This is a genomic window from Amygdalobacter nucleatus (assembly GCF_029167365.1).
Taxonomy (GTDB): Bacteria; Bacillota; Clostridia; order Saccharofermentanales; family Fastidiosipilaceae; genus Amygdalobacter; species Amygdalobacter nucleatus.
Genome location: NZ_JARFNM010000001.1, coordinates 1159595 through 1185018, shown reverse-complemented (window position 1 = coordinate 1185018; position 25424 = coordinate 1159595). Strand labels below are relative to the sequence as shown.

At 39.6% G+C, this 25424-nt stretch carries 21 protein-coding genes, 8 tRNA genes and 1 other annotated feature; of the genes, 28 read left to right on the top strand and 1 reads right to left on the bottom strand.

The window, feature by feature from the left end:
- Positions 1-15 precede the first annotated feature (15 nt).
- The 5 genes from PYS62_RS05355 (at position 16) to PYS62_RS05335 (ending at position 9410) form a co-directional block, all read left to right on the top strand.
- Complete coding sequence (locus tag PYS62_RS05355; RefSeq protein WP_066712631.1) at positions 16-1182, top strand: L-threonylcarbamoyladenylate synthase; 1167 nt, start codon at positions 16-18, stop codon at positions 1180-1182.
- A 180-nt stretch (positions 1183-1362) separates the two neighbouring features.
- Entirely contained in the window at positions 1363-3984 is a 2622-nt protein-coding gene (ppdK, locus tag PYS62_RS05350; RefSeq protein WP_066712628.1) for a pyruvate, phosphate dikinase, read from the top strand.
- A 160-nt stretch (positions 3985-4144) separates the two neighbouring features.
- Positions 4145-5524 (top strand): MATE family efflux transporter, encoded by a 1380-nt coding sequence (locus PYS62_RS05345; protein ID WP_066712625.1) that lies wholly within the window; start codon positions 4145-4147, stop codon positions 5522-5524.
- 183 nt (positions 5525-5707) lie between these two features.
- Complete coding sequence (gene adhE / locus PYS62_RS05340; RefSeq protein WP_066712622.1) at positions 5708-8323, top strand: bifunctional acetaldehyde-CoA/alcohol dehydrogenase; 2616 nt, start codon at positions 5708-5710, stop codon at positions 8321-8323.
- A 151-nt stretch (positions 8324-8474) separates the two neighbouring features.
- A complete protein-coding gene (locus PYS62_RS05335) occupies positions 8475-9410 on the top strand; it encodes a nitroreductase family protein (RefSeq protein WP_066712620.1) in 936 nt (311 codons plus the stop codon).
- Positions 9411-9853: 443 nt separating this feature from the next.
- Here PYS62_RS05335 and PYS62_RS05330 read toward each other — a convergent pair.
- A tRNA-Pro gene (locus PYS62_RS05330) sits at positions 9854-9926 on the bottom strand.
- A 212-nt stretch (positions 9927-10138) separates the two neighbouring features.
- Here PYS62_RS05330 and PYS62_RS05325 point away from each other — a divergent pair.
- The 23 genes from PYS62_RS05325 (at position 10139) to PYS62_RS05215 (ending at position 25383) form a co-directional block, all read left to right on the top strand.
- Positions 10139-11416: a glucose-1-phosphate adenylyltransferase gene (locus tag PYS62_RS05325; protein ID WP_082714256.1), complete on the top strand. Its 1278-nt coding sequence runs from the start codon at positions 10139-10141 to the stop codon at positions 11414-11416.
- Complete coding sequence (gene glgD / locus PYS62_RS05320; RefSeq protein WP_066712618.1) at positions 11413-12519, top strand: glucose-1-phosphate adenylyltransferase subunit GlgD; 1107 nt, start codon at positions 11413-11415, stop codon at positions 12517-12519. The genes PYS62_RS05325 and glgD overlap by 4 nt, the downstream gene beginning before the upstream one ends.
- Complete coding sequence (gene glgA, locus PYS62_RS05315) at positions 12519-13991, top strand: glycogen synthase GlgA (RefSeq protein ID WP_315574081.1); 1473 nt, start codon at positions 12519-12521, stop codon at positions 13989-13991. Before glgD ends, glgA begins: the two co-directional genes overlap by 1 nt.
- Positions 13992-14063: 72 nt before the next feature.
- A complete protein-coding gene (locus PYS62_RS05310) occupies positions 14064-15413 on the top strand; it encodes an AI-2E family transporter (protein WP_066712616.1) in 1350 nt (449 codons plus the stop codon).
- A 103-nt stretch (positions 15414-15516) separates the two neighbouring features.
- On the top strand, positions 15517-16584 hold the full coding sequence (gene gap / locus PYS62_RS05305; RefSeq protein WP_066712613.1) for a type I glyceraldehyde-3-phosphate dehydrogenase: 1068 nt from the start codon (positions 15517-15519) through the stop codon (positions 16582-16584).
- A 210-nt stretch (positions 16585-16794) separates the two neighbouring features.
- Positions 16795-16868 (top strand) — tRNA-Ile (locus PYS62_RS05300).
- 20 nt (positions 16869-16888) lie between these two features.
- Positions 16889-16970: transfer RNA gene (locus tag PYS62_RS05295), tRNA-Tyr, on the top strand.
- 140 nt (positions 16971-17110) lie between these two features.
- Positions 17111-18730, top strand: a complete 1620-nt coding sequence (locus PYS62_RS05290; protein WP_066712610.1) for a hypothetical protein — start codon at positions 17111-17113, stop codon at positions 18728-18730.
- A gap of 1 nt (position 18731) precedes the next feature.
- Complete coding sequence (gene murD / locus PYS62_RS05285; protein ID WP_066712608.1) at positions 18732-20336, top strand: UDP-N-acetylmuramoyl-L-alanine--D-glutamate ligase; 1605 nt, start codon at positions 18732-18734, stop codon at positions 20334-20336.
- A 45-nt stretch (positions 20337-20381) separates the two neighbouring features.
- A complete protein-coding gene (locus PYS62_RS05280; protein ID WP_066712606.1) occupies positions 20382-20618 on the top strand; it encodes a hypothetical protein in 237 nt (78 codons plus the stop codon).
- Between the two features lie 167 nt (positions 20619-20785).
- On the top strand, positions 20786-21046 hold the full coding sequence (locus PYS62_RS05275) for a hypothetical protein (protein WP_066712603.1): 261 nt from the start codon (positions 20786-20788) through the stop codon (positions 21044-21046).
- 76 nt (positions 21047-21122) lie between these two features.
- Positions 21123-21213, top strand: a tRNA-Ser gene (locus tag PYS62_RS05270).
- Positions 21214-21339: 126 nt separating this feature from the next.
- Positions 21340-21504, top strand: coding sequence for a 50S ribosomal protein L33 (rpmG, locus tag PYS62_RS05265; protein WP_315573896.1), 165 nt, complete (start codon positions 21340-21342; stop codon positions 21502-21504).
- Between the two features lie 23 nt (positions 21505-21527).
- Positions 21528-21881, top strand: a complete 354-nt coding sequence (gene secE / locus PYS62_RS05260; RefSeq protein WP_066712601.1) for a preprotein translocase subunit SecE — start codon at positions 21528-21530, stop codon at positions 21879-21881.
- Between the two features lie 11 nt (positions 21882-21892).
- Positions 21893-22543: a transcription termination/antitermination protein NusG gene (gene nusG / locus PYS62_RS05255; RefSeq protein ID WP_082714252.1), complete on the top strand. Its 651-nt coding sequence runs from the start codon at positions 21893-21895 to the stop codon at positions 22541-22543.
- 52 nt (positions 22544-22595) lie between these two features.
- Positions 22596-23036 (top strand): 50S ribosomal protein L11, encoded by a 441-nt coding sequence (rplK, locus tag PYS62_RS05250; protein WP_066712599.1) that lies wholly within the window; start codon positions 22596-22598, stop codon positions 23034-23036.
- Positions 23037-23040: 4 nt separating this feature from the next.
- Positions 23041-23736, top strand: coding sequence for a 50S ribosomal protein L1 (rplA, locus tag PYS62_RS05245; protein ID WP_066712597.1), 696 nt, complete (start codon positions 23041-23043; stop codon positions 23734-23736).
- Between the two features lie 63 nt (positions 23737-23799).
- Positions 23800-23926: a sequence feature (ribosomal protein L10 leader region), on the top strand.
- A gap of 11 nt (positions 23927-23937) precedes the next feature.
- Entirely contained in the window at positions 23938-24468 is a 531-nt protein-coding gene (rplJ, locus tag PYS62_RS05240; protein WP_066712594.1) for a 50S ribosomal protein L10, read from the top strand.
- Between the two features lie 41 nt (positions 24469-24509).
- Complete coding sequence (gene rplL / locus PYS62_RS05235; protein ID WP_066712591.1) at positions 24510-24890, top strand: 50S ribosomal protein L7/L12; 381 nt, start codon at positions 24510-24512, stop codon at positions 24888-24890.
- A 129-nt stretch (positions 24891-25019) separates the two neighbouring features.
- A tRNA-Met gene (locus tag PYS62_RS05230) sits at positions 25020-25093 on the top strand.
- A 6-nt stretch (positions 25094-25099) separates the two neighbouring features.
- Positions 25100-25171: transfer RNA gene (locus tag PYS62_RS05225), tRNA-Glu, on the top strand.
- Positions 25172-25220: 49 nt separating this feature from the next.
- Positions 25221-25292 (top strand) — tRNA-Gly (locus PYS62_RS05220).
- A gap of 19 nt (positions 25293-25311) precedes the next feature.
- Positions 25312-25383, top strand: a tRNA-Cys gene (locus tag PYS62_RS05215).
- Positions 25384-25424: the final 41 nt, after the last annotated feature.

Genomic DNA, 25424 nt, shown 5'->3' with positions numbered 1-25424 from the left:
AGAGAAGTGATTTGAATGCTGATGACAACAAAATTGTTTACAGCCAAAAGGAATGATGATGGCGTTTATTCTTTGGATGACGCTGAATTGTTACAAGCTGCGAATTTCTTAAAAGCAGGCCAGCTCGTGGTCTTTCCAACCGAGACAGTTTATGGAATTGGTGCGCTAGTTAACAAATGGCAGGCAATCAAAAATATTTTCTTAGTTAAGGGGCGTCCACAAGACAATCCCCTCATTTTGCACGTTGATAGCCTCGCTATGCTGAAACGTTATGTACAACCATTAAATGAAGTTGAATTGTTTTTAATTGAACATTTTATGCCAGGCCCAATTACTTTTATTATGCGGCGTAGCAAATTGGTAAATAACGCAATTACGGCTCATCTTGATACAGTTGGTATTAGAATGCCATCTAACCCGATTGCAAGACGTTTGATCAGCTACTGTGGCGAAGGTATCGCTGCTCCATCTGCCAATATTTCAGGCCGTCCAAGCCCGACAAATAGTCAAGCAGTTGTACATGACTTTTGGAACAAAGTGCCTTGCATAATTGATGGTGGCGACAGTGCTTTTGGCGTTGAATCGACGATTCTTGATTTGAGCCAGGAAACATTTCATATTTTGCGTCCCGGTGCTATTAGCGCTGAGCAACTAAATGCGGCACTTGTAGCAGGTGGTTTTGGTAAGCTTGTTCTAGAACAACATGACTACTATTTGCCAAATTTAAAAGCAGGAGACGCACCTAAAGCTCCTGGCATGAAATATCGCCACTATGCGCCTGAGGCCAAAGTCAAAATTTTGCATGGTGATCAGCAAGAAATGACAGAAGCAGCCGAATCGTTTGTCGAAGCTTGTTTAAACGAAAATAAGTCGGCCAAGATAACCACTTTTGTAAGTCACGAGTTATATAACAGTTGGCCAGAAGATTTGAAGAAAAAGGTAGTAGAACCGATTTTCTTCGAAGATTATGCTTGTCATGCTGAGCTTTTGCCTAAATTAGCTGAAACTGAAAGCGAACTTGATAATTTGCATAAAATGGCGTTCCAAGCTGCAAATGGTCTATTCAAAGCTTTGCGCCAAGCTGATTTAGAGAATGTCGATTTGATTTTGGTAGAAGCAGTAGAAGCACAGGGAATGGCACAAGCTTATATGAATCGTTTGACCAAAGCAGAAAGCAAATAATTTTGCCTAGTCAGACCGTATAAAGATTGGTAATAAGGCTTGAAGAATCTGTAAAATTTGACAGCATTAACAAGCTCTACTAAGCCAAGCTATTTATTGCTGACGGATTTTGTGTTAATCTTATAGCTGTTGAAATTATAATGTAATATAACCGTAAAGGTTAAACATGGAGGAATATTGATGACAAAGTATGTTTACCTCTTCAAAGAGGGCGACGCTTCAATGCGTAATTTGCTCGGTGGTAAAGGTGCTGGTTTGGCAGAAATGACTCGTTTGGGTTTGCCAGTTCCACGCGGCTTTACAATCACAACAGAAGCATGTACCCGCTACTATGATGATAGCGAGACAATCGCTCCAGAGATTGAGACTGAAATTTTCAAAACTCTGAGAACAATGGAAGAAATTACAGGTAAGAAGTTGGGCGATGTTACAAATCCACTCTTAGTTTCTGTTCGTTCTGGTGCTCGTAGTTCAATGCCTGGTATGATGGATACAATCTTGAACTTAGGCTTGACTGATGAGGTAGTTGAAGCAGTTGCTAAATTGACAGATAATCCTCGTTTTGCTTGGGACTCATATCGCCGTTTCATTTCAATGTTCGGTGATGTTGCTATGCACATTGACAAGTCTCATTTTGATGCAGCTATGGATGAAGTTAAGGCTGCTCGTGGCGTAAAGGGCGATTTGGAATTAAATGCTGAAGACTTGAAGGAAGTTGCTCAGAAGATGAAGGTTGTTTACGAGCAACAATTAGGTAAGCCTTTCCCACAAGATCCTAAGGAACAATTGTTGACAGCTGTTAAGGCTGTTTTCGAGTCTTGGAACAATGAGCGTGCTATTTACTATCGTCATATGCACGATATTCCAAGCAGTTGGGGTACAGCTGTTAACGTCCAAGAGATGGTTTATGGTAACATGGGCGAGACATCAGGTACTGGTGTTGCCTTTACTCGTAACCCAGCTACTGGTGAAGCAGGTATCTTTGGTGAGTACTTGATGAATGCACAAGGTGAAGACGTTGTTGCAGGTATTCGTACACCATTCCCTATCACACACATGAAAGAGCAAATGCCAGAGGTTTACGCTCAGTTCGAAGAAATTGCTAAGACATTAGAGAAGCACTATGGCGATATGCAAGATATGGAGTTCACAATTGAACGCGGTAAGTTGTTCATGTTGCAGACTCGTAACGGTAAGCGTACAGCTTTCGCTGCTTTGCAAGTTGCTAACGATATGGTTAAAGAAGGCTTGGTAACTAAGGAGAGAGCTTTGATGCAAATTGATCCATCTTCCTTGGATACATTGTTACACCCTAACTTTGACCAAGAAGCTTTGAAGGCAGCTAAGCCAATTGCTAAAGGCTTGCCAGCATCTCCAGGTGCAGCTTCAGGTGGTATCGTATTCTCCGCTGAAGAGGCATTCGAAGTTAAGCAATCTGGTGCTAAGGTTGTTTTGGTTCGTACAGAGACATCTCCTGAAGATATCGTTGGTATGAACGTTTCTGAAGGTATTTTGACAGTTCGTGGTGGTATGACATCACACGCTGCTGTTGTTGCTCGTGGTATGGGTAAGTGCTGCGTTTCTGGTTGTGCTGAAGTTTCAATCAATGAAGAAGCTGAAACAATGACAATTGGTAACAAAGTATTCCATAAGGGCGATTGGATTTCCTTGGATGGTGCTACAGGTTGTGTTTATGATGGCCCTATCGCAACTAAACCAGCTTCCTTGACAGGTAACTTTGCAACAATTATGCAATGGGCTGATGAGATCCGTGAATTAGGTATTCGCACAAACGCTGATACACCTAAGGATGCTAAGGTTGCTAGAGATTTGGGTGCTGAAGGTATCGGCCTCGTTCGTACAGAGCATATGTTCTTTGCTGAAGATCGTATCTTTGCTTTCCGTAAGATGATCGTTGCTAAGACTGTTGAAGAGCGTCGTAAGGCATTGGCTGAAATCTTGCCAATTCAACAAGGCGACTTTGAAGCTATCTTCGAAACAATGAAGGGCTTGCCTGTTACAGTTCGTTTGCTCGACCCACCTCTGCATGAATTCTTGCCACAAGTTGAGGAAGATATTGTTGAGTTAGCAAATGCTCTCAATATTTCTGTTGATGATTTGAAGACAACAATTCATGATTTACATGAATTGAACCCAATGTTAGGTCACCGTGGTTGCCGCTTGGCTGTTACATATCCTGAAATTGCTGAGATGCAAACAACAGCTATTATCAATGCTGCTTTGAAGGTATCTACAGATGAGCATCCAATGGTAGCTGAGATTATGATTCCTCTCGTTTGCGATATTAAGGAATTGCAATTTGTTAAGAAGGTTATCGTTAAGACAGCTGATAAGTTGATCAAAGAGTCTGGCCGTAAGTTGGAATACAAGGTTGGTACTATGATTGAGATCCCACGTGCTGCATTGACAGCTGATGAGATTGCTACAGAAGCTGACTTCTTCAGCTTTGGTACTAACGACTTGACACAGATGACATTTGGTTTGAGCCGTGATGATGCTGGTAAGATTTTGGATTGCTACTACAATGAAGGTATCTTTGAATCTGATCCTACAGCTCACTTGGATGTTAAGGGCGTTGGTCAATTGATGAAGATTGCTACGGAGAAGTCTCGTGGCGTCAAGAAGAACATCAAGCTCGGTGTTTGCGGCGAGCATGGTGGTGATCCAGCTTCAATTAGCTTCGTTAATACCCTTGGCTTTAACTATGTATCTTGCTCACCATATCGTGTGCCAATCGCACGTTTGGCTGCTGCTCAAGCTACAATTAGCCAACGTAAGTAATTGTCGGAAGATATTATTTACTAATACTTAAAAGAAGCAGGTATGCACGTTTCGTGTATGCCTGTTTTTTTGCCTACAGAGAGAAATCTAAGGATATAATTAGCGCAAACTATGCTATTAAATCTTGCGAATTTATGGCTAGATAGTTTACAATGAACTGATGCTTAAATTACGTGGCAAAAAGCTGTGGCAGCATGGCAATAATGATTTAACCGAGGGACCAATTTTACAAAAGTTGGCTTTGTTTGTGGCGCCTTTATTATTAACTAATTTGTTGCAGCAACTTTATTCAACCATCGATTTAGTTATAATTGGTCGTTTTGCTGGTAAGCAAGCTTTTGCAGCTGTAGGTGCAACTGGCTATTTGGTGACATTGCTGTTGGGACTATTGTTTGGCTTAGCAAGTGGTGTAGCTGTTAATATTGCCCAGTTAAAAGGCGAGGGGAATTACTGTGCTTTAAGCTTGATGATCCATACAGCCTATGCTTTAGCCATTATGGCAGGTTTCATCTTGATGATAGTAGGCATTTTATCTAGTCGCTTGCTTTTAATCATGCAGGATACACCAGAAGCTATTTTTGACGGTGCTTGGAAATATTTGATCTATACATTTATCGGCTTGGTGCCTGGCATTATTTACAATTTCGGCGCTGCTATTTTGCAAGCTTTAGGTGATAGCCGTCGGCCTTTACAACTCTTGTTACTTTGTTCATTTGTCAATTTGTGTTTGGATCTTTTATTTGTGGCTGTTTTCAGTTGGGGGATTGATGGAGCAGCGATAGCGACAGTTTTGGCCCAAATAGTTTCAGCTTCAGTTTTAACTTTTTATCTTACCCATGTAACAGCAGATCATCGCTTGTACATTAATAAAATAAAGCTTCATCTGCCGTCTTTAATCAAAATTATCAAAATTGGTTTGCCGGCCTCCTTGCAAGCAACAGTGCTTAATTATTCCAATGTTTACATTCAGACTATGCTAAATGGTTTTGGTGTAACAGCGGTAGCTGGTTCAACGGCTGTGACGAGAATTGATGGCTTTTTCTGCTTGTATTTCAATGCGTTAGGCAACGGTATCACGACCTTTGTTGGCCAAAATTATGGAGCTAGACGTTTTTCAAGAATTAAGCGTGGTGTACATAGCTTGCTTGCTTTCGGCTTGATTTCTGGATTCATTTTGTGCCAACTAGCTGCTTATTATCGCTTTAATTTGATGGCAATATTTACCGTTGATGAGAGTATTTTAGAAGCTGGTAGTGAGTTATTCATGGCTTATATACCTTACTTTTTTCTTATGGCCTTGATGGAAATTTTGTCAGGTACCTTGCGCGGTTTAGGCAATGCTGTAGTGCCGATGGCTATTTATATTTTTGGTATCTGTATTTTCAGATGTATCTATGTTTTCATAGCTTTGAATATTAATCATACATTGGCAACTTTATTCGGTGTTTATCCATGGAGTTGGGTCGTCACAAGTACTTTGCTGATTTTGGCCTATATTTGGTATTGTCGCCGTAAAATAGCCAAAACTACTGACTTATAATATTCTTTTAGCAAAATTTATCATTAAAGATTATATTAGCAACTTGCGCAATTTATCGATTGAAAAAGGCGACTTTGTTGCGAAAAGTCCGAAATGTATTTTTTTGACTAAAAACTAGCTAAATAGTATTTTATTTGAATGGATAAAAAGTTATAATAAGCATATGTTAGTTAGGAGGACACTATGTCAGAAGTTACAGAAACACAGGCTATGGTTGACAAATTAGTCAAAAAAGCCATGGTCTCATTGGAAGAATTTAGAAAATTAAATCAAGATCAAGTTGATTACATTGTCGGTAAGGCTTCTGTGGCTGCTTTGGATAAGCATGGTTATTTGGCTGAATTAGCAGTTAAAGAAACTGGCCGCGGCGTTTTTGAGGATAAGGCAACTAAAAACTTGTTCGCATGTGAGCACGTTGTTAATAAGATGCGCCACTGGAAGACCTGTGACGTTATCAAAGAAAACAAAGTTGAAGGACTTGTTTATATTGCAGATCCTGTAGGCGTTGTAGCTGGTGTAACTCCTGTTACTAACCCAACCTCAACTGCAATTTTTAAATCTCTAATTTGCTTGAAGACCCGTAACCCAATTATCTTTGGTTTCCATCCAGGTGCACAACATTGTTCTGTTGAAGCTGCACGTATTGTTTATGAGGCAGCTATTGAAGCTGGTGCGCCAAAAGATTGTATCCAATGGATCGATAAACCATCTTTGGAAGCTACAACGGCTTTGATGAATCACCCTGATGTTGCAACGATTTTGGCAACTGGTGGTAATGCCATGGTGCGTGCTGCTTACAGTTGCGGTAAGCCAGCTTTGGGCGTTGGTGCTGGTAATGTTCCAGCTTATGTTGAGAAGAGCGCTAATATTCGCCAAGCTGCACATGATATTGTAATGTCCAAGACATTTGATAATGGTATGGTTTGCGCATCTGAGCAGGCTGCAATCGTTGATGATGAAATTTATGATGAATTTGTCAAAGAGATGCAGACTTATCATGTGTATGTTGTCAACAAAAAAGAAAAGACAATGTTGGAACAGTTCATGTTTGGTGTTAAGGCTGGTAGCAAGGAATGTGCCAATGCAAAATTAAATCCAGATGTAGTTGGTAAGTCAGTACGTTGGATTTGCGAGCAAGCAGGTTTTACTGTACCAGACGAATGCACAATGGTTGTTGCTGAATGCAGCAAAGTTGGTGTGGAAGAACCACTTACACGTGAGAAATTATCACCTGTTTTGGCTCTTTTACATGCTCATTCACGTGAAGATGGCTTGAAAAAAGCTGAACAGATGGTTGAGTTTAACGGCTTAGGTCACTCAGCCGCTATTCATACAGCTGATAAGGAATTAGCTGATAATTTCGGTCGTCAGGTCAAGGCGATTCGTGTAATTTGGAATTCTCCTTCTACTTTCGGTGGTATTGGTGATGTTTACAATTCAATCATCCCATCATTGACTTTAGGTTGTGGTAGTTATGGCCACAACTCTGTTTCTAACAATATCAGCGCTTTTGACTTGATCAATATTAAGCGTATCGGAAGGAGAAGAAACAATATGCAATGGTTCAAGGTACCGCCAAAAATTTACTTCGAGCGTGATTCAATTCAATACTTACGTGTTTTACAGAATTGTTCACGTGCGATGATCGTCTGCGATAAGTCAATGATTGAACTTGGCTTTGTCGGTACAATTTTGAACGAATTGGATCAAAGACGTAACAAGTGCGTATACCAATTATTCTCTGAAGTTGAGCCTAACCCAGATATTACGACTGTTCAACGTGGCGTTGAAATCATGAACGCATTCAAGCCAGATACAATTATTGCTATCGGCGGTGGTTCACCAATGGATGCTGCTAAGGCTATGTGGATGTTCTATGAACACCCGGAAATTGACTTCCGTAACATGGTTCAGAAGTTCATGGATATTCGTAAACGTGCCTTTAAATTCCCACAATTAGGTGAGAAGGCACAGATGGTCTGTATCCCAACAACTTCTGGTACAGGTTCTGAAGTTACACCGTTTGTCGTTATTTCAGATAAAAAGGCTGGTAAGAAGTACCCTGTTACTGACTATGCTTTGACACCATCAATTGCGATCATCGATGCATCCTTAGTGGATGGTGTGCCAAGTGTAATTGCAGCTGATACAGGTATGGATGCTTTGACACATGCTACTGAAGCTTACGTATCCATGTTGTCTAGTGACTATACTGATGGTTTGGCTTTACAAGCTATCAGAATGATTTTCGAATACTTGCCTCGTTCCGTTGCTATGGGTGCCAAAGATAAAGAAGCAAAAGAGAAAATGCATAATGCTGCTACAATTGCAGGTATGTCATTCGCTAATGCTTTCTTGGGTATCGTTCACTCAATGTCACACAAAATTGGTGGTGAGTTAGGTACAGTTCATGGTAGAACAAATGCTGTTCTCTTGCCATATGTAATTATGTACAATGGTTCACGTCCAAATAAATTGTCAACATGGCCAAAATACAACTATTTCCGTGCTGATGAGAAATATTATGAGATTGCTAACTTGTTAGGCTTGAAGCCAACTTCTGTTGAAGATGGTATAAGAAAGTATGCTAAGGCTTGCCGTGACTTGAATAAGTCTTTGGGTATGCCAACATCCTTCAAGGAAATGGGCCTCGATCGCGAACTCTTTATGTCCAAGGTGCATGAGCTTGCTATGATGGCTTATGAAGATCAATGTTCACCAGCTAACCCACGTCTACCAATGGTTGAAGACATGGAGCGCATAATGATTGACGCTTATGATGGTAAAGAGTGGTTCTAATTTGAACATTATTGTCCATAAATTGAGCGCAGTAGGCAAAACTACTGCGCTTTTTGATTGGTTATAGTTTTTTAATTGCTAGGTAACGTATATGGTATTTTAGTTAGGTTATACTTAGACTAACTTAATAGCTTTGAAGCGAGGTCATGATATGACATTAAATGATGCAATCAATCAGCGTGTTTCTGTGCGCCATTTTAAAGAATTACCGATGCAGGTGAATGAATTGACTAATTTTATGCGTGGCATTGAGGCTATTCCTAGCTTATTTGAGAATGAGACAGATACAAACAAAGCCAAAATAGCTTCCAAAAACTTAGCCTTTAAATTGTTGACACATGCTGAAGCTGAAAAAATGTTTTCTAATTTGAATAAAGTTTGTGTCTATGCACCATACTATTTATTCTTCTATGGGGAAGTAAATAGTGCTAATTTCTTGAATTGTGGTTATATTGGTCAAATTGCCAGCCTTTGGTTAGCTTGCAATAATTTAGCAGCTTGTTTTCAGCATACAGGCAAATTACGTTATATCGAAACTATGCCAACTGAAAAAGCCTCTGAGCCATCTTCTACTACCAAGAGCGAGGAAGCTAAGGCTTCAGATGATAATACCGAGCCAAATGGCGAGAGTTTCCAAGCTAAAAGTGAAACAATTTCGGAAAAAACAGGTGATAGCTTCACTGAAGCTAAACGTTTGCCTTTAGCCTTAGCATTAGGATATGCTGACAAAAGTGCTAAACTTTGCCCTAAGAAAGCTGTTAATAAGTGCTTGATTAGTGGCAGCCCAACACCTAATTTGAATTTGCAGCTACTTTTACAGACAGCTTGTCAAGCTCCATCAGAGTACAATAGTCAACCATGGCGCTTTTGGACAAATGATAATACTGTGCATATATTTACATGCACGACTTGGCCATTTAAGTCAGACTGGCATCAAGCTGCAGAGTCAGTAGCTTGTGGCGCCTTAGTAGCTAATTTGGCAACCTTAGCTGAATTGAAAAACTTGCCATACCAGATATTCTGTGAGAAGCAGGTGTTTTCAGAAATTGAAAAATTAACCTATCAACTCAGCTTTAGATTGCTCTAAATGTTAAGAAAACTTAACATCGACTTGCTGGAAATAACTAAGTCAACTTTGCTGATTTGCAAATTTTACGACAAATGAACAAATGATAATTTAAAGATTTGCATAAATTAATTAATAGAAAAATTGCAAATGAATGTAAGCTTTTCTTTATAATATTTATTGCTAAACAGCCCTGAACACGGACGTATTACCCCCTATTTGTATGTTCCCTAAGGGCTGTTTACTTTTGTGTATAGTTATATTTCATTAAAACAGCTCGCAACTAGCGAGCTATTTTTTATGGCTGATTAGAGGATAGGATGGTGTAAAAATAACTATACAATTCATAGTCAATGATTACGTTGGAAATTAGATTACGTTAGATAAGCTTGTGAAGCTGTTTTTTTAGATTGCAACAAAAAACCGAAACAACTTAAACTAAATTGTTTCGGTTTGAATCAGTATCGAGGTGACAGGACTTGAACCTACGACATCCTGCTCCCAAAGCAGGCACTCTACCACCTGAGCTACACCTCGAATGCTCAACAATTATACTTAATAATCTGACTAAATGCAAGCTTTTTCGCTGAAAATTCAAAATTTATTTTTTGTTGGCAAATATATAGCAAATTGCACAAAAAAATCGTAAATAAATACGATATATTATTGATGCTAACATGATTACTTGTTAAAATGAACCTATCAGGCAGTGGATAACAGCCCGAAAAATTCTTTGTTCGGAGGTAAGCATGGCCAAAAAAGAAATTATTTCTATGATTTTAGCAGGTGGTCAAGGCTCTAGACTAGGAACTTTGACGCAAAATATGGCTAAACCAGCTGTCCCTTATGGCTCACGTTATCGAATTATCGATTTTCCTTTAAGTAATTGTGTTAATTCAGGTATAAGTACAGTTGGCATCCTAACACAGTATCAGCCACTTGGCCTGAATACTTATATTGGTAATGGTCATCCGTGGGATTTGGACAGAAGCTTGGGTGGTGCTTTTATTTTGCCACCATATCAACGCTCAAGTGGTAGTGATTGGTACAAGAATACAGCTAATGCAATTTACCAAAACCGTGAATTCATTGATATGTTTTCGCCGAAATATGTTTTGATTTTGTCAGGCGATCATATTTACAAGATGAATTACAGCAATATGCTGAAGAAGCATGTCGACTCAGGCGCAAGTGCCACAATTGCGGTATTTGAAGTGCCGATGGAAGAAGCTTATCGCTTCGGCATCATGAATGTAGATAGCGATGATCGAATTATTGAGTTCGAAGAGAAACCAGCTCATGCTAAGAGTAATTTAGCTTCGATGGGTATTTATATTTTCAACTGGGATCAACTTAGACAGGCTCTGATCAATGATGAAGCTGATACTAACAGTGTGCATGATTTTGGCAAGAACATTATTCCGAATTATTTAGCATGCGGTTACAAATTGCAGGCTTATCGCTTTGATGGCTATTGGAAAGATGTGGGGACAATTGCATCATTGTGGGAAGCAAATATGGATATACTAGATTATCCTGAAGCGATTAATTTGCGTGATGATAGTTGGCGTATTTATAGCCGAAATCCAGTCAAACCAGCTCACTTTATTGCTGAAACAGCACGCGTGCACAATTCAGCTATGACAGATGGTTGCCAAATTTATGGTAAAGTTGAACATTCATTACTATCAGCATCCTGTATTGTGGAAGCTGGCGCTGAAGTGATTGATTCTGTTTTGATGCCAGGTACCCATGTCAAAGCTGGTGCTAAATTGGAACGCGTTATTGCCGGAATTAATTCAGTGATTGGCGAAGGCGTAGTTATCGGGTCAATTAGCGGCTTAACTGATTCGCCATATCGTAACAAGTTATGTACAGAGGGAGTTTCTGTAATCAACCATGGCGTGACTATAAAGGCCGGTAGCAAGTTACCAGCCGAGGTAATGGTTAATGCTGGCCTAAATGTAAGTGCGGAGCAAAATGTAGTTGAAAAAGAAGTTGCCATTTTATGGGAGGGCAATTTATGAAAAGTGATGCATGTGGTTTGATTTTCGCCGATGGAAATGGCGTTGAGCTGAGCGATTTAACTAGGTTAAGATCTTTAGCAGCTGTACCTTTTGCTGGACGTTATCGCATAATTGATTTTGCTCTATCTGATTTGGTCAATAGCGGTGTGAGTAAGGTTGGCGTTGTGACCAATAACAAATTTAAGTCACTGATTGACCATGTTGGAACTGGTTCTAACTGGGACTTAGATCACCGTAATCAAGGTGTGTTTTTGCTAACTCCTTATGTCACGTCTGCCTATCATCCAGGTATGAGCGATAATTTAGCTTCAATTGAGAATTTCTTAAGGCATAATCTGACTAGAGATGTCATTCTTTGCGGTTCTAGTGTTGTATTTAATTCTAATTTATTAGATGTCTTGCGTTGCCATCAAGAAACAGGCGCCGATGTCACAGTGATGTATGATCGGCACGATAATTTCCCAAGCCGCCCATACATTGTTTTAGAAACAGATGAAAACGACAAGCTTTTAAATGCCTGGAATGATCCAAGCTCCTTTGTCAGCAACAAGCTATTTTTAGGCTGCATGATTATCAAGCGTGAGGTTATGCTCAAATTGGTCGAGGAATTGATCAGTAAGGGTAATGGTGAGCTAACAGCACAGTATTTGTTGCATATGAGCCATAATCTTGATATTCGTTGCTATGAATATAAGGGAGAGAGTTTAAGAATTAATTCTGTACGTGATTATTACCAAGCTACACTTTCCTTACTTGATCGGGAAATCAGCCGCAAGCTGCTGGATACAGAAGATATTCTCTATACCAAAGTAAAGGATGAGGCACCAACGCTTTACACTGATACGGCCAGAGTGACTAATTCAATTGTTTCTGATGGTTGCGTGATTGCAGGTACAGTTGCGAATTCTTTGATTTTTCGACATGTCAAAATTGCCAAGTCGGCCACATTGAAAAACTGTGTGATTTTTCAAAATGTTGAAATTGCCAATGATTGTTATTTGGAAAATGTTATCCTTGATAAGGATTGTGTAATTCGCTCAGGCATTAAAATGATTGGGCACGACGACTATCCAGTTGTCATTGGTAAAGGAGCTGTAGTGTGATGAACGACAAACAGATGAAAGTTTTATTGGTTGCTTCCGAAGCTACTCCGTTTGTAAAAACAGGTGGTTTAGCTGATGTTGTCGGAGCTTTGCCGAAAGAGCTTAAAAAGCTAGGCGTTGATGCACGTGTCATCATGCCGCTTTATAAGTGCATCAAGCAAAAGTATGGCGATGAATTAGAGTTTATCCGTTGGTCTATGCTCAGAATGGGCTGGCGTAGCTTGTATGCTGGTTTATTCCGCTATAACTATGAAGGCGTTGAATATTATTTTGTCGATAATGAATATTATTTTAATTACGATGAAATATACAAAGATTACGAATTTGATATTGAACGCTTTTGCTTTTTCCAACGCGCAGTGCTAGAAGCGTTGGGGCAAGCTATGAACTTTTGTCCGAATTTGATTCATTGTAACGATTGGCAAGCTGGGTTGATCCCAGTTTTGTTGCAAGCTCAGTATCAAAAGTATGGATATTTCAAGGACGTTAAAACCTTGCTTACCATTCATAATTTGCGCTTCCAAGGTTATTGCAGCTATGAGAAAATGGCCGATTTAACTGGCCTAGATAATAGCTATCTCAATGATTATGGCGTGCTCAAAGATGGTTGGGCTAATTTCTTGAAAGCAGGTATTGTCTATGCTGACAAGATAACAACTGTTTCCAAAACTTATGCTAATGAAATACGCTATGATTTTTATGGCGAACATTTAGAGCAGGTAATCAATTATTACAGCAACAAATTGATGGGGATAACTAATGGTATAGATGAAAGCAAATTCGATCCAGCGACTGATCCTAATATTTGTCCGAATTATGATGTCGCAACATATAAAGAGGGCAAGGCAAAAAACAAATTAGCAGTGCAAAAATTGTTTGGCTTACAACAAGATCGGGATGTGCCATTGTTGGCTATGGTCAGTCGGTTAACTGATCAAAAAGGCTTGGATTTGTTGAATTATATAGCCGAAGAGCTTGTACAAACGGAAGATTGTCAAGTTGTCATTTTAGGCACGGGCGAAGCTCATTATGAGGAGTCGTTGCGCTATTTTGCTGATAAATATCCTAAGCGCTTTAAAGCTTGTTTGAAATTTGATTTGGCTCTGTCTAATAAGCTGTATGCAGCTTCAGATTTCTTTTTGATGCCGTCAATTTTTGAACCATGCGGAATTAGCCAGATGATTGCCATGCACTATGGCAGTTTGCCAATTGCACGTGAAACAGGTGGCTTGTGCGATACAATCACGCCTTACAATAAATATACACATACAGGTACTGGCTTTACGTTTGCTAACATCAACGCTAATGAGTTCTTAGATGTTATCAGACGTGCCTTGGCAGTTTATAGAGCTTCACTAAATAATGAAAATCAGGACTTAAATTGCTTAATTAAGCAGGCGATGATTGCTGACTTCAGTTGGCAAAAAGCAAGTTTAGCTTACCGTGACTTATATGAAAGTATGTTACAATGAACCTACTTTAGCGAGCTTGACTTGTAGCGTGCAACTTTTCACTTGCAGCTAATGTCTGGAAAGGGCGGGCTGATGGAGAAGAAGAGTTTTAGCATGGGCGATTTTGTCGCTTGTGTTTTGGTTGTTGGCTTTATATATTGGCTAAGTATGAATCTTAATTATGTGCCAGCTTGGCTGTTATGCGTGTCTGCCAAGCTGTTACCGTTGATTTTAGGTGCCTGCTTAGCTTTTATTATTAATATTCCAACTAGCTTTATTGAACGTCACTTTTTCGCTAATAAATGGGGCAAGTATGATACTTGGCGTTTGCGCTTAAAACGACCTGTATCTCTATTAGCAGCTTTGTGCTTCTTAGGAATGCTGTTGTATGCCTTCTTCGCTTTACTATTGCCAGAACTTAATGCCACACTCTTACGCTTGAGCTCGCAGATACCGCTTTTTGTAAGGAACCTTAGTTATAAGATTCAAGAATTAGGTGAAAAGCGGCCACAGTTAGTTGAATTTGCCAGAGCGAATAATATCAATATTGATGAATTAATCGAACAGTTCAGTTTGAATTATGCTAATCTCTTGAAGTTAGCTATTAGCCGTCTGTCTAACGTTGCTTTGGACATCATAAGCAGTACATTCATATTTGTTATCAGCCTAGTTTTTGCTGTTTATATTATCTTGGGCAAGGAACAATTAGGACGCGAATTGACCAAACTTTGTTATGCTAATTTTAACGAAGCAAAAGTAGATAGGTTTCTGAAATTAATGATTTTTGCGAGCAAAATGTTTTCACGCTATATTGCTGCAACCTGTCTTGAAGCTAGTATTTTAGGCTCATTAGTCTTTATTGCAATGTGTATTTTCAAAGTGCCGTATGCTGTATTGGTTGCTGTAATTGTAAGTACTTTTGCACTAATTCCAATCTTTGGTGCTTATATTTCAGCTGGCTTAGGCTTTGTTTTGATTTTGACAGTGAATTATCATAAGGCCTTGCTGTTTTTGCCTTTACTGTTGATTATTCAACAGATCGAGGGCAATTTAATTTATCCTTTAGTGATTGGTTCGCAAGTTGGTCTGCCAGCAGTATGGGTTTTCTTAGCTGTTTTGGTAGGCGGAAATTTCTTCGGCTTGCCGGGGCTATTAGTTTCCGTGCCGATTGCAGCTGTTTTATATGTTGTGATTGAGAAAGATTCCGAAAAAAAAGCACGTAACAAGGCAATAAATCCAGATAAGCTAAAGAGTGTTGTTGCATTTTTCAAAGTTGAGAAAGATGTTGATGCTGTCACACAATATAAACCAGAGAAATCCATCTGGTCAAAGCGCCTTATTATGCCGAATCTTCCACGTATGCAGAAGGATAAAGATGTGAATAATGAAAGTAATCAGAAGCAATTTGAGGGCGAAAAAGAAGAACAGAGTAAAGACGCTTAGCATTGAAATATACTAGCATTTGATATAAAATTGACGATAGTTACTCAAGACTTTGAGTCAATGGTTATAATAGTAGTGAAGATCTTATTATCAGGAGGTAGTTATGGCAATAAGAGTAGGTATTAATGGTTTCGGACGTATTGGACGTTTGGTATTTCGTGCAATCGCTGATAAGGGCTTGTTAGGCAAAGAAATCGAAGTCGTTGCTGTTACAGATATGGCTACAGATGCTGAATATTTTGCATATCAGATTAAGTATGATTCAACACAAGGCAGATTTGAGCATGAAATCTCCAGCAAGAAGTCTTCAGCTGACTTAGAGCACGATGATATTCTTGTAGTAGATGGTCACGAAACAAAGTGCATTATGGCTCAACGTGATCCAGCTGATTTGCCATGGGGCGAATTGAAGGTTGATTATGTTATCGAGTCCACAGGCTTGTTCACAAAGAAAGAAGCTGCTGAGGGTCACTTAAAAGCAGGTTGTAAGAAAGTTATCATTTCAGCTCCAGGTAAGGGCGGCGTTAAGACTATTGTTATGGGTGTTAACGAGAATGAATACACAAAGGAAGATAACATTGTTTCCAATGCTTCCTGCACAACAAACTGCTTAGCTCCTGTTGTACACGTCTTGTTGAAGGAAGGTTTCGGTATCGAAACTGGTTTGATGAGCACAATTCACTCCTATACAGCTACACAGAAGACTGTTGATGGTCCTTCCAAGAAGGACTGGCGCGGTGGTCGTGCTGCTGCTGTCAACACAATCCCAAGTTCAACTGGTGCTGCTAAGGCTGTCGGTCAGGTATTGCCAGCAACAAAGGGCAAATTGACAGGTATGAGCTTCCGTGTGCCAACTCCAACAGGTTCAGTTGTTGACTTGACATTCCGTACAGAGAAAGAGACAAGCATTGAAGAAATCGATGCGGCTTTCAAGAGAGCTTCTGAGACATACATGAAGGGTATCTTGGGTTACTCCAAGGATGATTTGGTATCCACAGATATTATTCATGATGAGCGTTCTTCAATCTATGACAGCAAGGCTACATTGCAAAACAACTTGCCAGGTGAGAAGCGCTTCTTCAAAGTCGTTAGCTGGTACGACAATGAGTGGGGTTATTCAAATCGTGTCGTTGATTTACTCCGTTACATGGCAGCTAAGGATGCTGAGTAATTGTTAGTGTAAATTAATAATTTAGCATAGATTCAGGCCTACACAGAACGTGTAGGCCTTTTTATTACTTCGACACAATTAAGCTTTTAACAGGTTGATGGCCGAACAGAGTAGACTAATTTCTTGCGTTCACAATTAATTTACATAGCTAGCTTAAAAGCCTTGACATTAGACTAGCAATTTGTTATTATTCTCGATGTCGCAATCAGCGGGCCTTTAGCTCAGTCGGTTAGAGCAGCCGGCTCATAACCGGTCGGTCCTGGGTTCGAGTCCCTGAGGGCCCATTCAAGACAATTATATATGTGGGGAAGTTCCCGAGTGGCCAAAGGGGGCAGACTGTAAATCTGTTGTCTACGACTTCGATGGTTCGAATCCGTCCTTCCCCATTAAGAGCTCCATAACATGGAGCTCTTTTTTTTACCCTAAATTTAATACAAAGAGCAATTTCTATGGCTGAGTGGGAACTTTAACCAATATTAGATTTATTCTATAATGATAACTTAATGAATTACAAAGGATAAACGTCATGACAATGCCAAGTGAACAAGCTGAGTTAAGAACTTTTAATTTAGATGCCATTTTAGCAAGTTCAGCTCAAGCTAAATTTAGTGCTTTTAGAGAATCTGGACTTATCTTTCGTTATGCTCGTTTTGCTTATAAGGTGGAAGAGCTAGAGACAGAAATTGAACTAAAGGTAGTTTATGATTTTGAGATAGCGCCTTTATTTAAATTTGCACCATCTTTTAGCTTGCGTTTACCTGCATCTAAGGCACTTAGAGACAAACTAGCTGATAGGCAGAAATTAGAAGCATTATTATTTCAAATAGGCTGTATGGAGAGCTTGTCTTATTGGAAATGCTTTTGCCCAAAATACTACAAAATGGACATTACTAGCTTAAAGGCAGAAGCAAAGGCTGTATGGCTAGATTGGTTTTATAACGGCTTAGGTGAAATGCTATATCGTAACCAAATAAATTGTCACAAGGCTGAACTTTTGACTTTTTTAGGAAAAGAAAATAAGCTAACTGCAACAATCTCCAGTTTTACAGGTGAAACTGTACAAGCTTTGAATGAGCTCATGGCCAAAACTAGTTTTAAGGAAAAAATTGATGTTAGCTGGCAGATTGTAGATAGCTTATCTAAGGCAAGTATTTTGCCGATAGAGTCTAGGAAAGAGCAACAAGCTGTTTTAATTCCAGTTGGCGGTGGCAAAGACTCAGTTGTCAGCTTAGAGCTTTTAAGAAAAGCCCCATACAAGCGTTATGGCTTTGCGATTAATCCAAGTCAAGCTTGCTTAGATTCACTGAAATTGGCCGATGTTAAAAAAGCCGATTGCTTCTTTATTAAGCGTAATTTGGATAGAAGAATAGTTGACTTGAACAAATTAGGCTTTTTGAATGGGCATACACCATTTTCAGGCATAGTTGCTTTTTATAGCTATTTAGTTGCGTATTTAACTGATATACCTTATATAGCCCTGTCCAATGAAGCATCAAGCAATGCCGCAACAGTCAAGGGTAGCGAGATTAATCATCAGTATTCTAAGACAAGTCAATTTGAAGCTAGTTTCCAAACTTATGCCCAGACTTATCTTGGCAATTGTGCGTATTATTTTAGCTTTTTAAGAGTCTTCAATGAATTAGCTATTGCAAGAATATTTGCTAAGTTTCCAGCTTATTACACATTTTTCCGTTCCTGCAATTTAGGTTCTAGGCAGGGAGAGAATATGTGGTGTGGAGAGTGTGCAAAATGCTTGTTTGTGTATTTGATTTTAAGCCCTTATATAACTAAAGAGCGCTTAGAAGCGATATTTAATGCAAATCTGCTCAAAAATAAAGCATTGCTTCCAGATTTGGCTGGCTTATTAGGTGTAACTGAGGTCAAGCCGTTTGAATGCGTAGGCACGGTGAATGAAGTTAGCTATGTTATGGCAATTTTATTAAATCAAGCTAAAGCAGAGGAAGATTGCTTGCTCAAAGAGGCAAAGAACTGGGTTATGCAAGGACGTTGTCCATTTATTAAATATCAAGCAGGTTCTTACATTTATCTTGGAGAAGATCCATTAGAGTGGCAGGAAGCGAAGTTGATTCCAGCTGAGTTTAAGCAAATTTTACAGACAAATTATGCTGAAATTATGGGGGACTAATATGAACAAGGAAGAAGTTTTAAGCAAACTAAAGACACGTTTTTCTGGTAAAAAAGTGTTAGTTTTGGGCTTGGGCCGTGAGGGAAAAGCTAGCTTAAAGTTTATTTTGGAAAATTATGCAGCTTTAGGCGTAGACAGCTTAGGTGTGGCAGATCAAAATGTTGAAGTGTGTCGTAATTGCGTTTTAAAAGCTAATCAAACTTATAATTTAAGTGTGCAAGATTTTAGTGGTCCTGACTACTTAAAGTCTATGGCACAATTTGATTTGGTTTTGAAGAGCCCTGGTATTTCGTTTAAGGGTTTAGAATATTTGCCTGCGCCAGAACATACACGTGAATTAGCAAGCTTAAAAGCTGCCCCTAAAACAGAAATAAGCTGCCAAGTTGACTTATTCTTGCAACTTTATGGCGAGCAGACAGTGACTGTAAGTGGAACTAAAGGCAAATCAACTACGACAACTTTAATCAAAGAGTTGTTAGCAATTACAGGCTTTGATTCAGTGCTCCTAGGCAATATCGGCATCGCGGCCTTTGAACAGATTTTTAGCTTAGAGTCTAAAGTAGCTGCCTTGGAACTATCTTGTCATCAACTCGAATTTACCTGCCATGCAAGTTCAGTTGCACTTTTGACGAACTTTTATCCTGAACATTTGGATCATTACCATAGCTTGGCTGAATATTACCAAGCAAAATTAAACTTGCTCAAATTTGCTAAGCCAGGACAGATTGTGGTTTTGCCAGCTTATGAGCCGATATTGCTAGAGTTGGCTTTAGCTGAGCTTAAGAAAGAGCAACGTGTATTTTTCTTATGCCGTAATTTAACTGATCTTCAAAATTTGCAAAAATTATATGAAGATATGAAAGTACCAGCTACAGCCTTTGCCTTTTACTATGATCTTACTAATAAAGAACTTACACTGTTAGGTCAATTAGACCAAGCAAACGCAAAGACAGAGAAGTTAAAGTTAGCTTTTTCTAAGCAATTAGAGGTTGTGCATATACAACTTGATAGCATTTTGGCTGTTATAGCTACCTTTGCTCATAGCTGTATCGATTATGAACGGACGAACAATTCAAGCTTGAATACAAGCTTGCTCAAAAAGCTTTGGGCTAAATTTAGCCAAACAAAAGTGGCAGGAATTAATCAATGCCTAAAGAATTTTATAGGCTTAGAGCATCGCTTACAATATGTAGGTACTTATAGAACCCATCAAGTGTACAACGATTCAATTAGCACAATTCCTTTGGCTGCGATAAAAGCATTGCAGGCTTTGCCAAATTGCCAAACAATCATTTTAGGGGGCTTAGATCGAGGCTTAGATTATTCTAGCTTAATTGACTTCCTAAAAGATAAAAAAGTTAATGTAATCGCTTTGAAAGATACAGGCTGGAAGATTGTTGATTGCCTGCAAAATCTAGGGGCAAAGACGAAAGCTATTAAAGTTGAGAACATGCATGCAGCAGTTAAATTAGCCTATGAAATTACAGAAGCAGATAGAGGCATTTTGCTTTCGCCAGCAGCAGCTAGTTATAATACATACAAAGACTTTACAGAACGTGGATTAGATTTTGTTAATGAAATTAAACAACAAGCTGAGAGAATATAGGCATGGTAAGCTATAGAAGTAAAGTCATAAGGAAATGAGGGTATAATGCCAAGACGCAAGAAAAAAAGCAGTTTATCAGCTGAATTAGCTAGCCTTTGCACAATTTTAATGCATACGGCATTCGGCTTATTAATGATGTTGATGCTAGTAGCGACAGTGCTATTTTGTTTGTTGGTCCTTTTGACGGGCAATAGTTATCATGTAGTTTATTTGTTACTAGGTATTGTGTTATTTATGCTTATCATTGTTGCATGGTTGCGCTATTACATGCAGGGGAGATAAGTGAACTAAAGTCAAAGTGGCTGGCTAATTAAGCTATTAGTGTATAAATAATTACCAATTATTGAAAAAATGGCCTTTTTTCAGCAATTTTGTTGACAGTACCGCTAGCTTTGTTAAAATTAGAGTATCTGGCGGACAGATTATTAGATGGTTAACGAGGTGAAAATATGAGAGAATTTTTGATGAATGACATCGATGTGCAGAAGTTCATGCAAGCATTGGACAATTGCAAGGGTAATGTTTATTTGATTAATGATGAAGGCGATAAGTTTAATTTGAAGAGCAAATTAAGCCAGATGATCGGTTTGGTCCGCTTGATTGAAGGCGGCAAATTAGCAGAAGCTAAGATTGTCTGCGATAACGTTGATGATGAGTCATACTTGTTCCGCTTGAATTTGTTTGGCGAGGATAATTTTCAAACTAAGTAAATAGTGAAATAGTGAGCGCACCTTCTGGGTGCGCTTGCTTTTTTTGCTGTGCTATGCTAATTTATTGTGGTTGCGTGGAGAGTTGGCCGAGCGGTCGAAGGCGCACGATTGGAAATCGTGTTTACGTGTACAATAGCGTAACGGGGGTTCGAATCCCCTGCTCTCCGTTATTTTTAGGGGCAGATAATTGATGAATTATCTGCTTTTTGTTTGACACGTCTTGTAATTTCTGCTATATTTGAATAACGCCTGTAAGGGCTTTATTTTTTGTGATTAAATTCGGAGGAAAGACCATGGCTAAAGCAGCAGTGAGAGACAAGATTATTTTAGCTTGTGAAGATTGCAAGCAACGCAACTATTCAACTAAGAAGAATAAGTCCAATACAAAAGATCGTTTAGAGTTGAAAAAATACTGCCGTTTCTGTAGAAAGCATACAGTACATAAGGAAACTAAGTAGTTTCGTTATTATAAGGAGTGAAAATGGCTAAGAATTCAGAAAAACAGGGCAAGGTTTCAGCAGTAGATAAACTAAAGAAATTTTTCCTCGGTATTTATACAGAGCTTAAGCTGGTCGTTTGGCCAACTAAGAAGACATTCCAACAGTCAGTTGTGACAGTCTTGGTTCTCTGCTTTATTTCAGCCCTCTTGATCTTTGTCGTTGACACGGCTATGCGCCTTGTACTAGACATCACAGGCTTTAATGAACCTGTTAAGAAACAGCCTGTTGTAGCACAGACTAAACAAGAAGATAAAGCAACAGAGTCAACAGTTAAAGTTAGTGAAACTGTTAAGCCAGAAACAACTACGGCAAGCGTAGCAGCTACAACTAAGTAATGGAGAGAGGCATGGAGCAAGCTTTGAATGATGCAGATAAACAGGCAACTTCTGAATTAGCTGCCGATGCTGCTTTACAAGATACTGATAAGGCTGCGGAAAATACTGAAACTAATCCAGTTGATCAAGAGACGAAAGATGCCTTGCCAGAAGCAAAATGGTATGTAGTACATACTTATTCAGGCTATGAGAATAAAGTTAAGGCAACGTTGACACAAGTTATCCAGAATCGTGGCTTGGAGAACTTGATTCAAGAAGTTTCAGTGCCAACTGAGGAGCAAGTTGAGATTAAAGACGGCAAGCGCCATACTTATGAGCGCAAGGTCTATCCTGGTTATGTGCTTCTTAAGATGGTAATGAGCGATGAACTTTGGTATATCGTTCGTAACACACGTGGCGTTACAGGCTTTGTTGGCCCAGATGGCGACCCAATTCCTTTGACAGCTGAAGAATTAGCAATCGTTGGCGTTGAAACAGACTGGGATCCAATTGTGGATTACAAAGTTGGCGATCCAATCAAGGTCATTCATGGTCCTTTGGAAGGCTTTATCGGTACTGTACAAGAGATCAACCACGAGAAGAAGAAAGTTATTGTTGTTGTTTCTATGTTCGGTCGTGAGACTCCGGTTGAACTGGAATTTACACAAGTACTTGCTGTATAATTAGAAAATCTAAGCAAGCATTGCTTGCTTATAAATATTTGGGAGGTGGCCTATGGCCAAGAAAGTTACAGCTTTTATTAAGCTGCAGATTGAAGCTGGCAAAGCAACTGCTGCGCCACCGGTCGGACCAGCACTGGGTCAACATGGTTTGAATATTGCCCAGTTCGTTAAGGATTTTAACGCTGCTACAAAGAATGAAGCAGGCATGGTTATTCCGGTTGTTATTACCGTATACGCAGATCGTACATTTACATTTGTAACGAAGAAACCACCAGTAGCTTCTCTGTTACGTAAAGAATGCAAGATCGAGAGCGGTTCTGGTGTTCCTAACAAGACTAAAGTTGCTACAATGACATGGCAGCAATGCTTAGACTTAGCTAAGATCAAAATCGTTGATACCAACGCAGCAAGCGTCGAGGCTTGTGCAAGCATGATTGCTGGTACAGCTCGTAGCATGGGTATTGTTGTTGATGGTAAACCGGATAAGGAGTAAGCGCATGAAACGTGGTAAGAAATATTTAGAGGCTGTTAAAAAGTACGACCGTTTCAAAGTTTACCCTGCAAGTGAAGCAGTTTCTGTTGTCAAAGAGATGAGTGAAGCTGCTCAGCGTAAATTTGATGAGACAGTCGAATTACATGTTCGTTTGGGTGTTGACTCACGTCACGCTGATCAACAAGTTCGTGGTGCCGTAGTTTTGCCTAATGGTACTGGTAAGAAAGTACGCGTCTTAGTCTTCTGCAATGAGAAGCTCAAGGATGCTGCTATTGCTGCTGGTGCTGATTATGCTGGCGGTATGGAATTAGCTGAGAAGATTCAAAAAGAGAACTGGTTTGAATTTGATGTTGTTATTGCAAGCCCTGATATGATGGGTGTTGTCGGTCGATTAGGCCGTGTCTTAGGTCCTAAGGGCTTGATGCCAAACCCAAAGGCTGGCACAGTTACACCAGATGTAGCTAAAGCTGTTAAAGAGTCTAAGGCTGGTAAGATCGAGTTCCGTTTGGACAAGGCTAACATCATTCACTGCCCAATTGGTAAGACATCATTTGAGGTTAGTGCTTTGGAGGAGAACTTCAGGACTTTGATGAACGCTATTTGGCGTGCTAAGCCAGCAGCAGCTAAGGGACAATATGTTAAGAGTTGTGTTATCACATCTACAATGGGTCCTGGCGTTAAGGTTGTTTCAAGCCTTTAACGACTTGTTGATTTAATTATTGAAGCAAGGCTTTTAGGCCTTGCTTCTTTTTATATGCTATGTTACACTACAGTAGTTGTACCAAAGATAGCCGGTGCGCTCTAGCGCTTAATATCCTGCTGAGGTGAGCACTATATGTTTATTATTTGCTTCGCTCTCTTGCTTTGGTAAGAGATTTTTTTATGTAAAGGAGGAGACTGAATGCCAAGTTCTAAGGCTTTTGAAAGTAAACAAGCTGTTGTTAATGAGCTTAAAGAATTGTTCAGCAATGCTGAGACAATCGTTTTGGCTGATTATCGTGGCTTGACTGTTGAACAAGATACTGAGATGCGTAAGGCTTTACGTGAGAATGGGGTTTCATACCATATCTACAAGAATCGTTTAGCTAAGATCGCAGCTAAGGAAGCTGGTTTGGAAGGCTTGTGCGATTTGTTGCAAGGCCCAACAGCTTTTGCTATTAGTAATGAAGATGCTGTAGCTCCTGCTCGCTTGTTGAAGCAGTATAACGAGAAATTTAAATTACCAGTACTCAAGGGTGGCGCTAACGCCGGTGTAGTTTTGTCTGTTGATAAGATCAAGGAATTAGCTAATATTCCTGATATGACAACCTTGCGTACTAAGTTAGCTTACAGCTTAGTCAGCCCAATTACAAAATTGGCTATGACTTTGAAGGCTGTTAGTGAAAAACAAGGAGAAGCTGCACCAGAGACTGCTAGCGCTCCTGAAGCTTAATGCCAGAGTTTTATCGAGATTGATGATATAAGGAGGATAATATGGCAAACGAGAAAATTACTCAAATTTTAGAAGATGTTAAAGCAATGACAGTCTTGGAATTAAATGAATTAGTCAAGGCTATCGAAGAAGAATTCGGCGTATCTGCTGCTGCAGTTGCAGTTGCTGCTCCTGCTGCTGGTGGTGCTGCTGGTGGTCAAGAAGAAGAGAAGAGCGAGTACACAGTTATTTTGAAATCAGCTGGTGCTTCCAAGATCAAAGTTATCAAGGCTGTTCAAGCTATCACAGGTTTGGGATTGAAGGATTCTAAGGACTTGGTTGATGGCGCTCCTAAGACATTGAAGGAGAATGTTGAGAAGGCTGAAGCTGACGAGATCGCTAACAAGATTAAGGAAGCTGGCGGCGAAGTCGAATTGAAGTAATTTGCTACTTAAGATTGAGCCGTTACTAAAGTGACGGCTCTTTTAAAAAAGGTACTTGACATTAGAAAAATGCTCATGCTATAATAGCAAAGCGCTTCAGTCGCTAAGACTTTAGTGATTCGAAGTTACGGCGGTATAGCTCAGTTGGCTAGAGCATTCGGTTCATACCCGGAGTGTCGTTGGTTCGAATCCTACTACCGCTATTTATTGGCCCGTTGGTCAAGAGGTTAAGACATTGCCCTTTCACGGCGAAGACAGCAGTTCAATTCTGCTACGGGTCATCTTGACAATAAAGTTTATGAGTGCTATACTAATTAAGCTCCGATTGATGCGGGATTAACTCAGTGGTAGAGTGTCACCTTGCCAAGGTGAAAGTCGCGAGTTCAAGTCTCGTATCCCGCTTCTACTTCGGAGCTTTTTTGGCACCATAGCCAAGTGGTAAGGCAGAGGTCTGCAAAACCTTTATGCATCAGTTCAAATCTGATTGGTGCCTTCGAAGGGGGAAACATTGTTTCCCCCTTTTTTTCGTGCCTT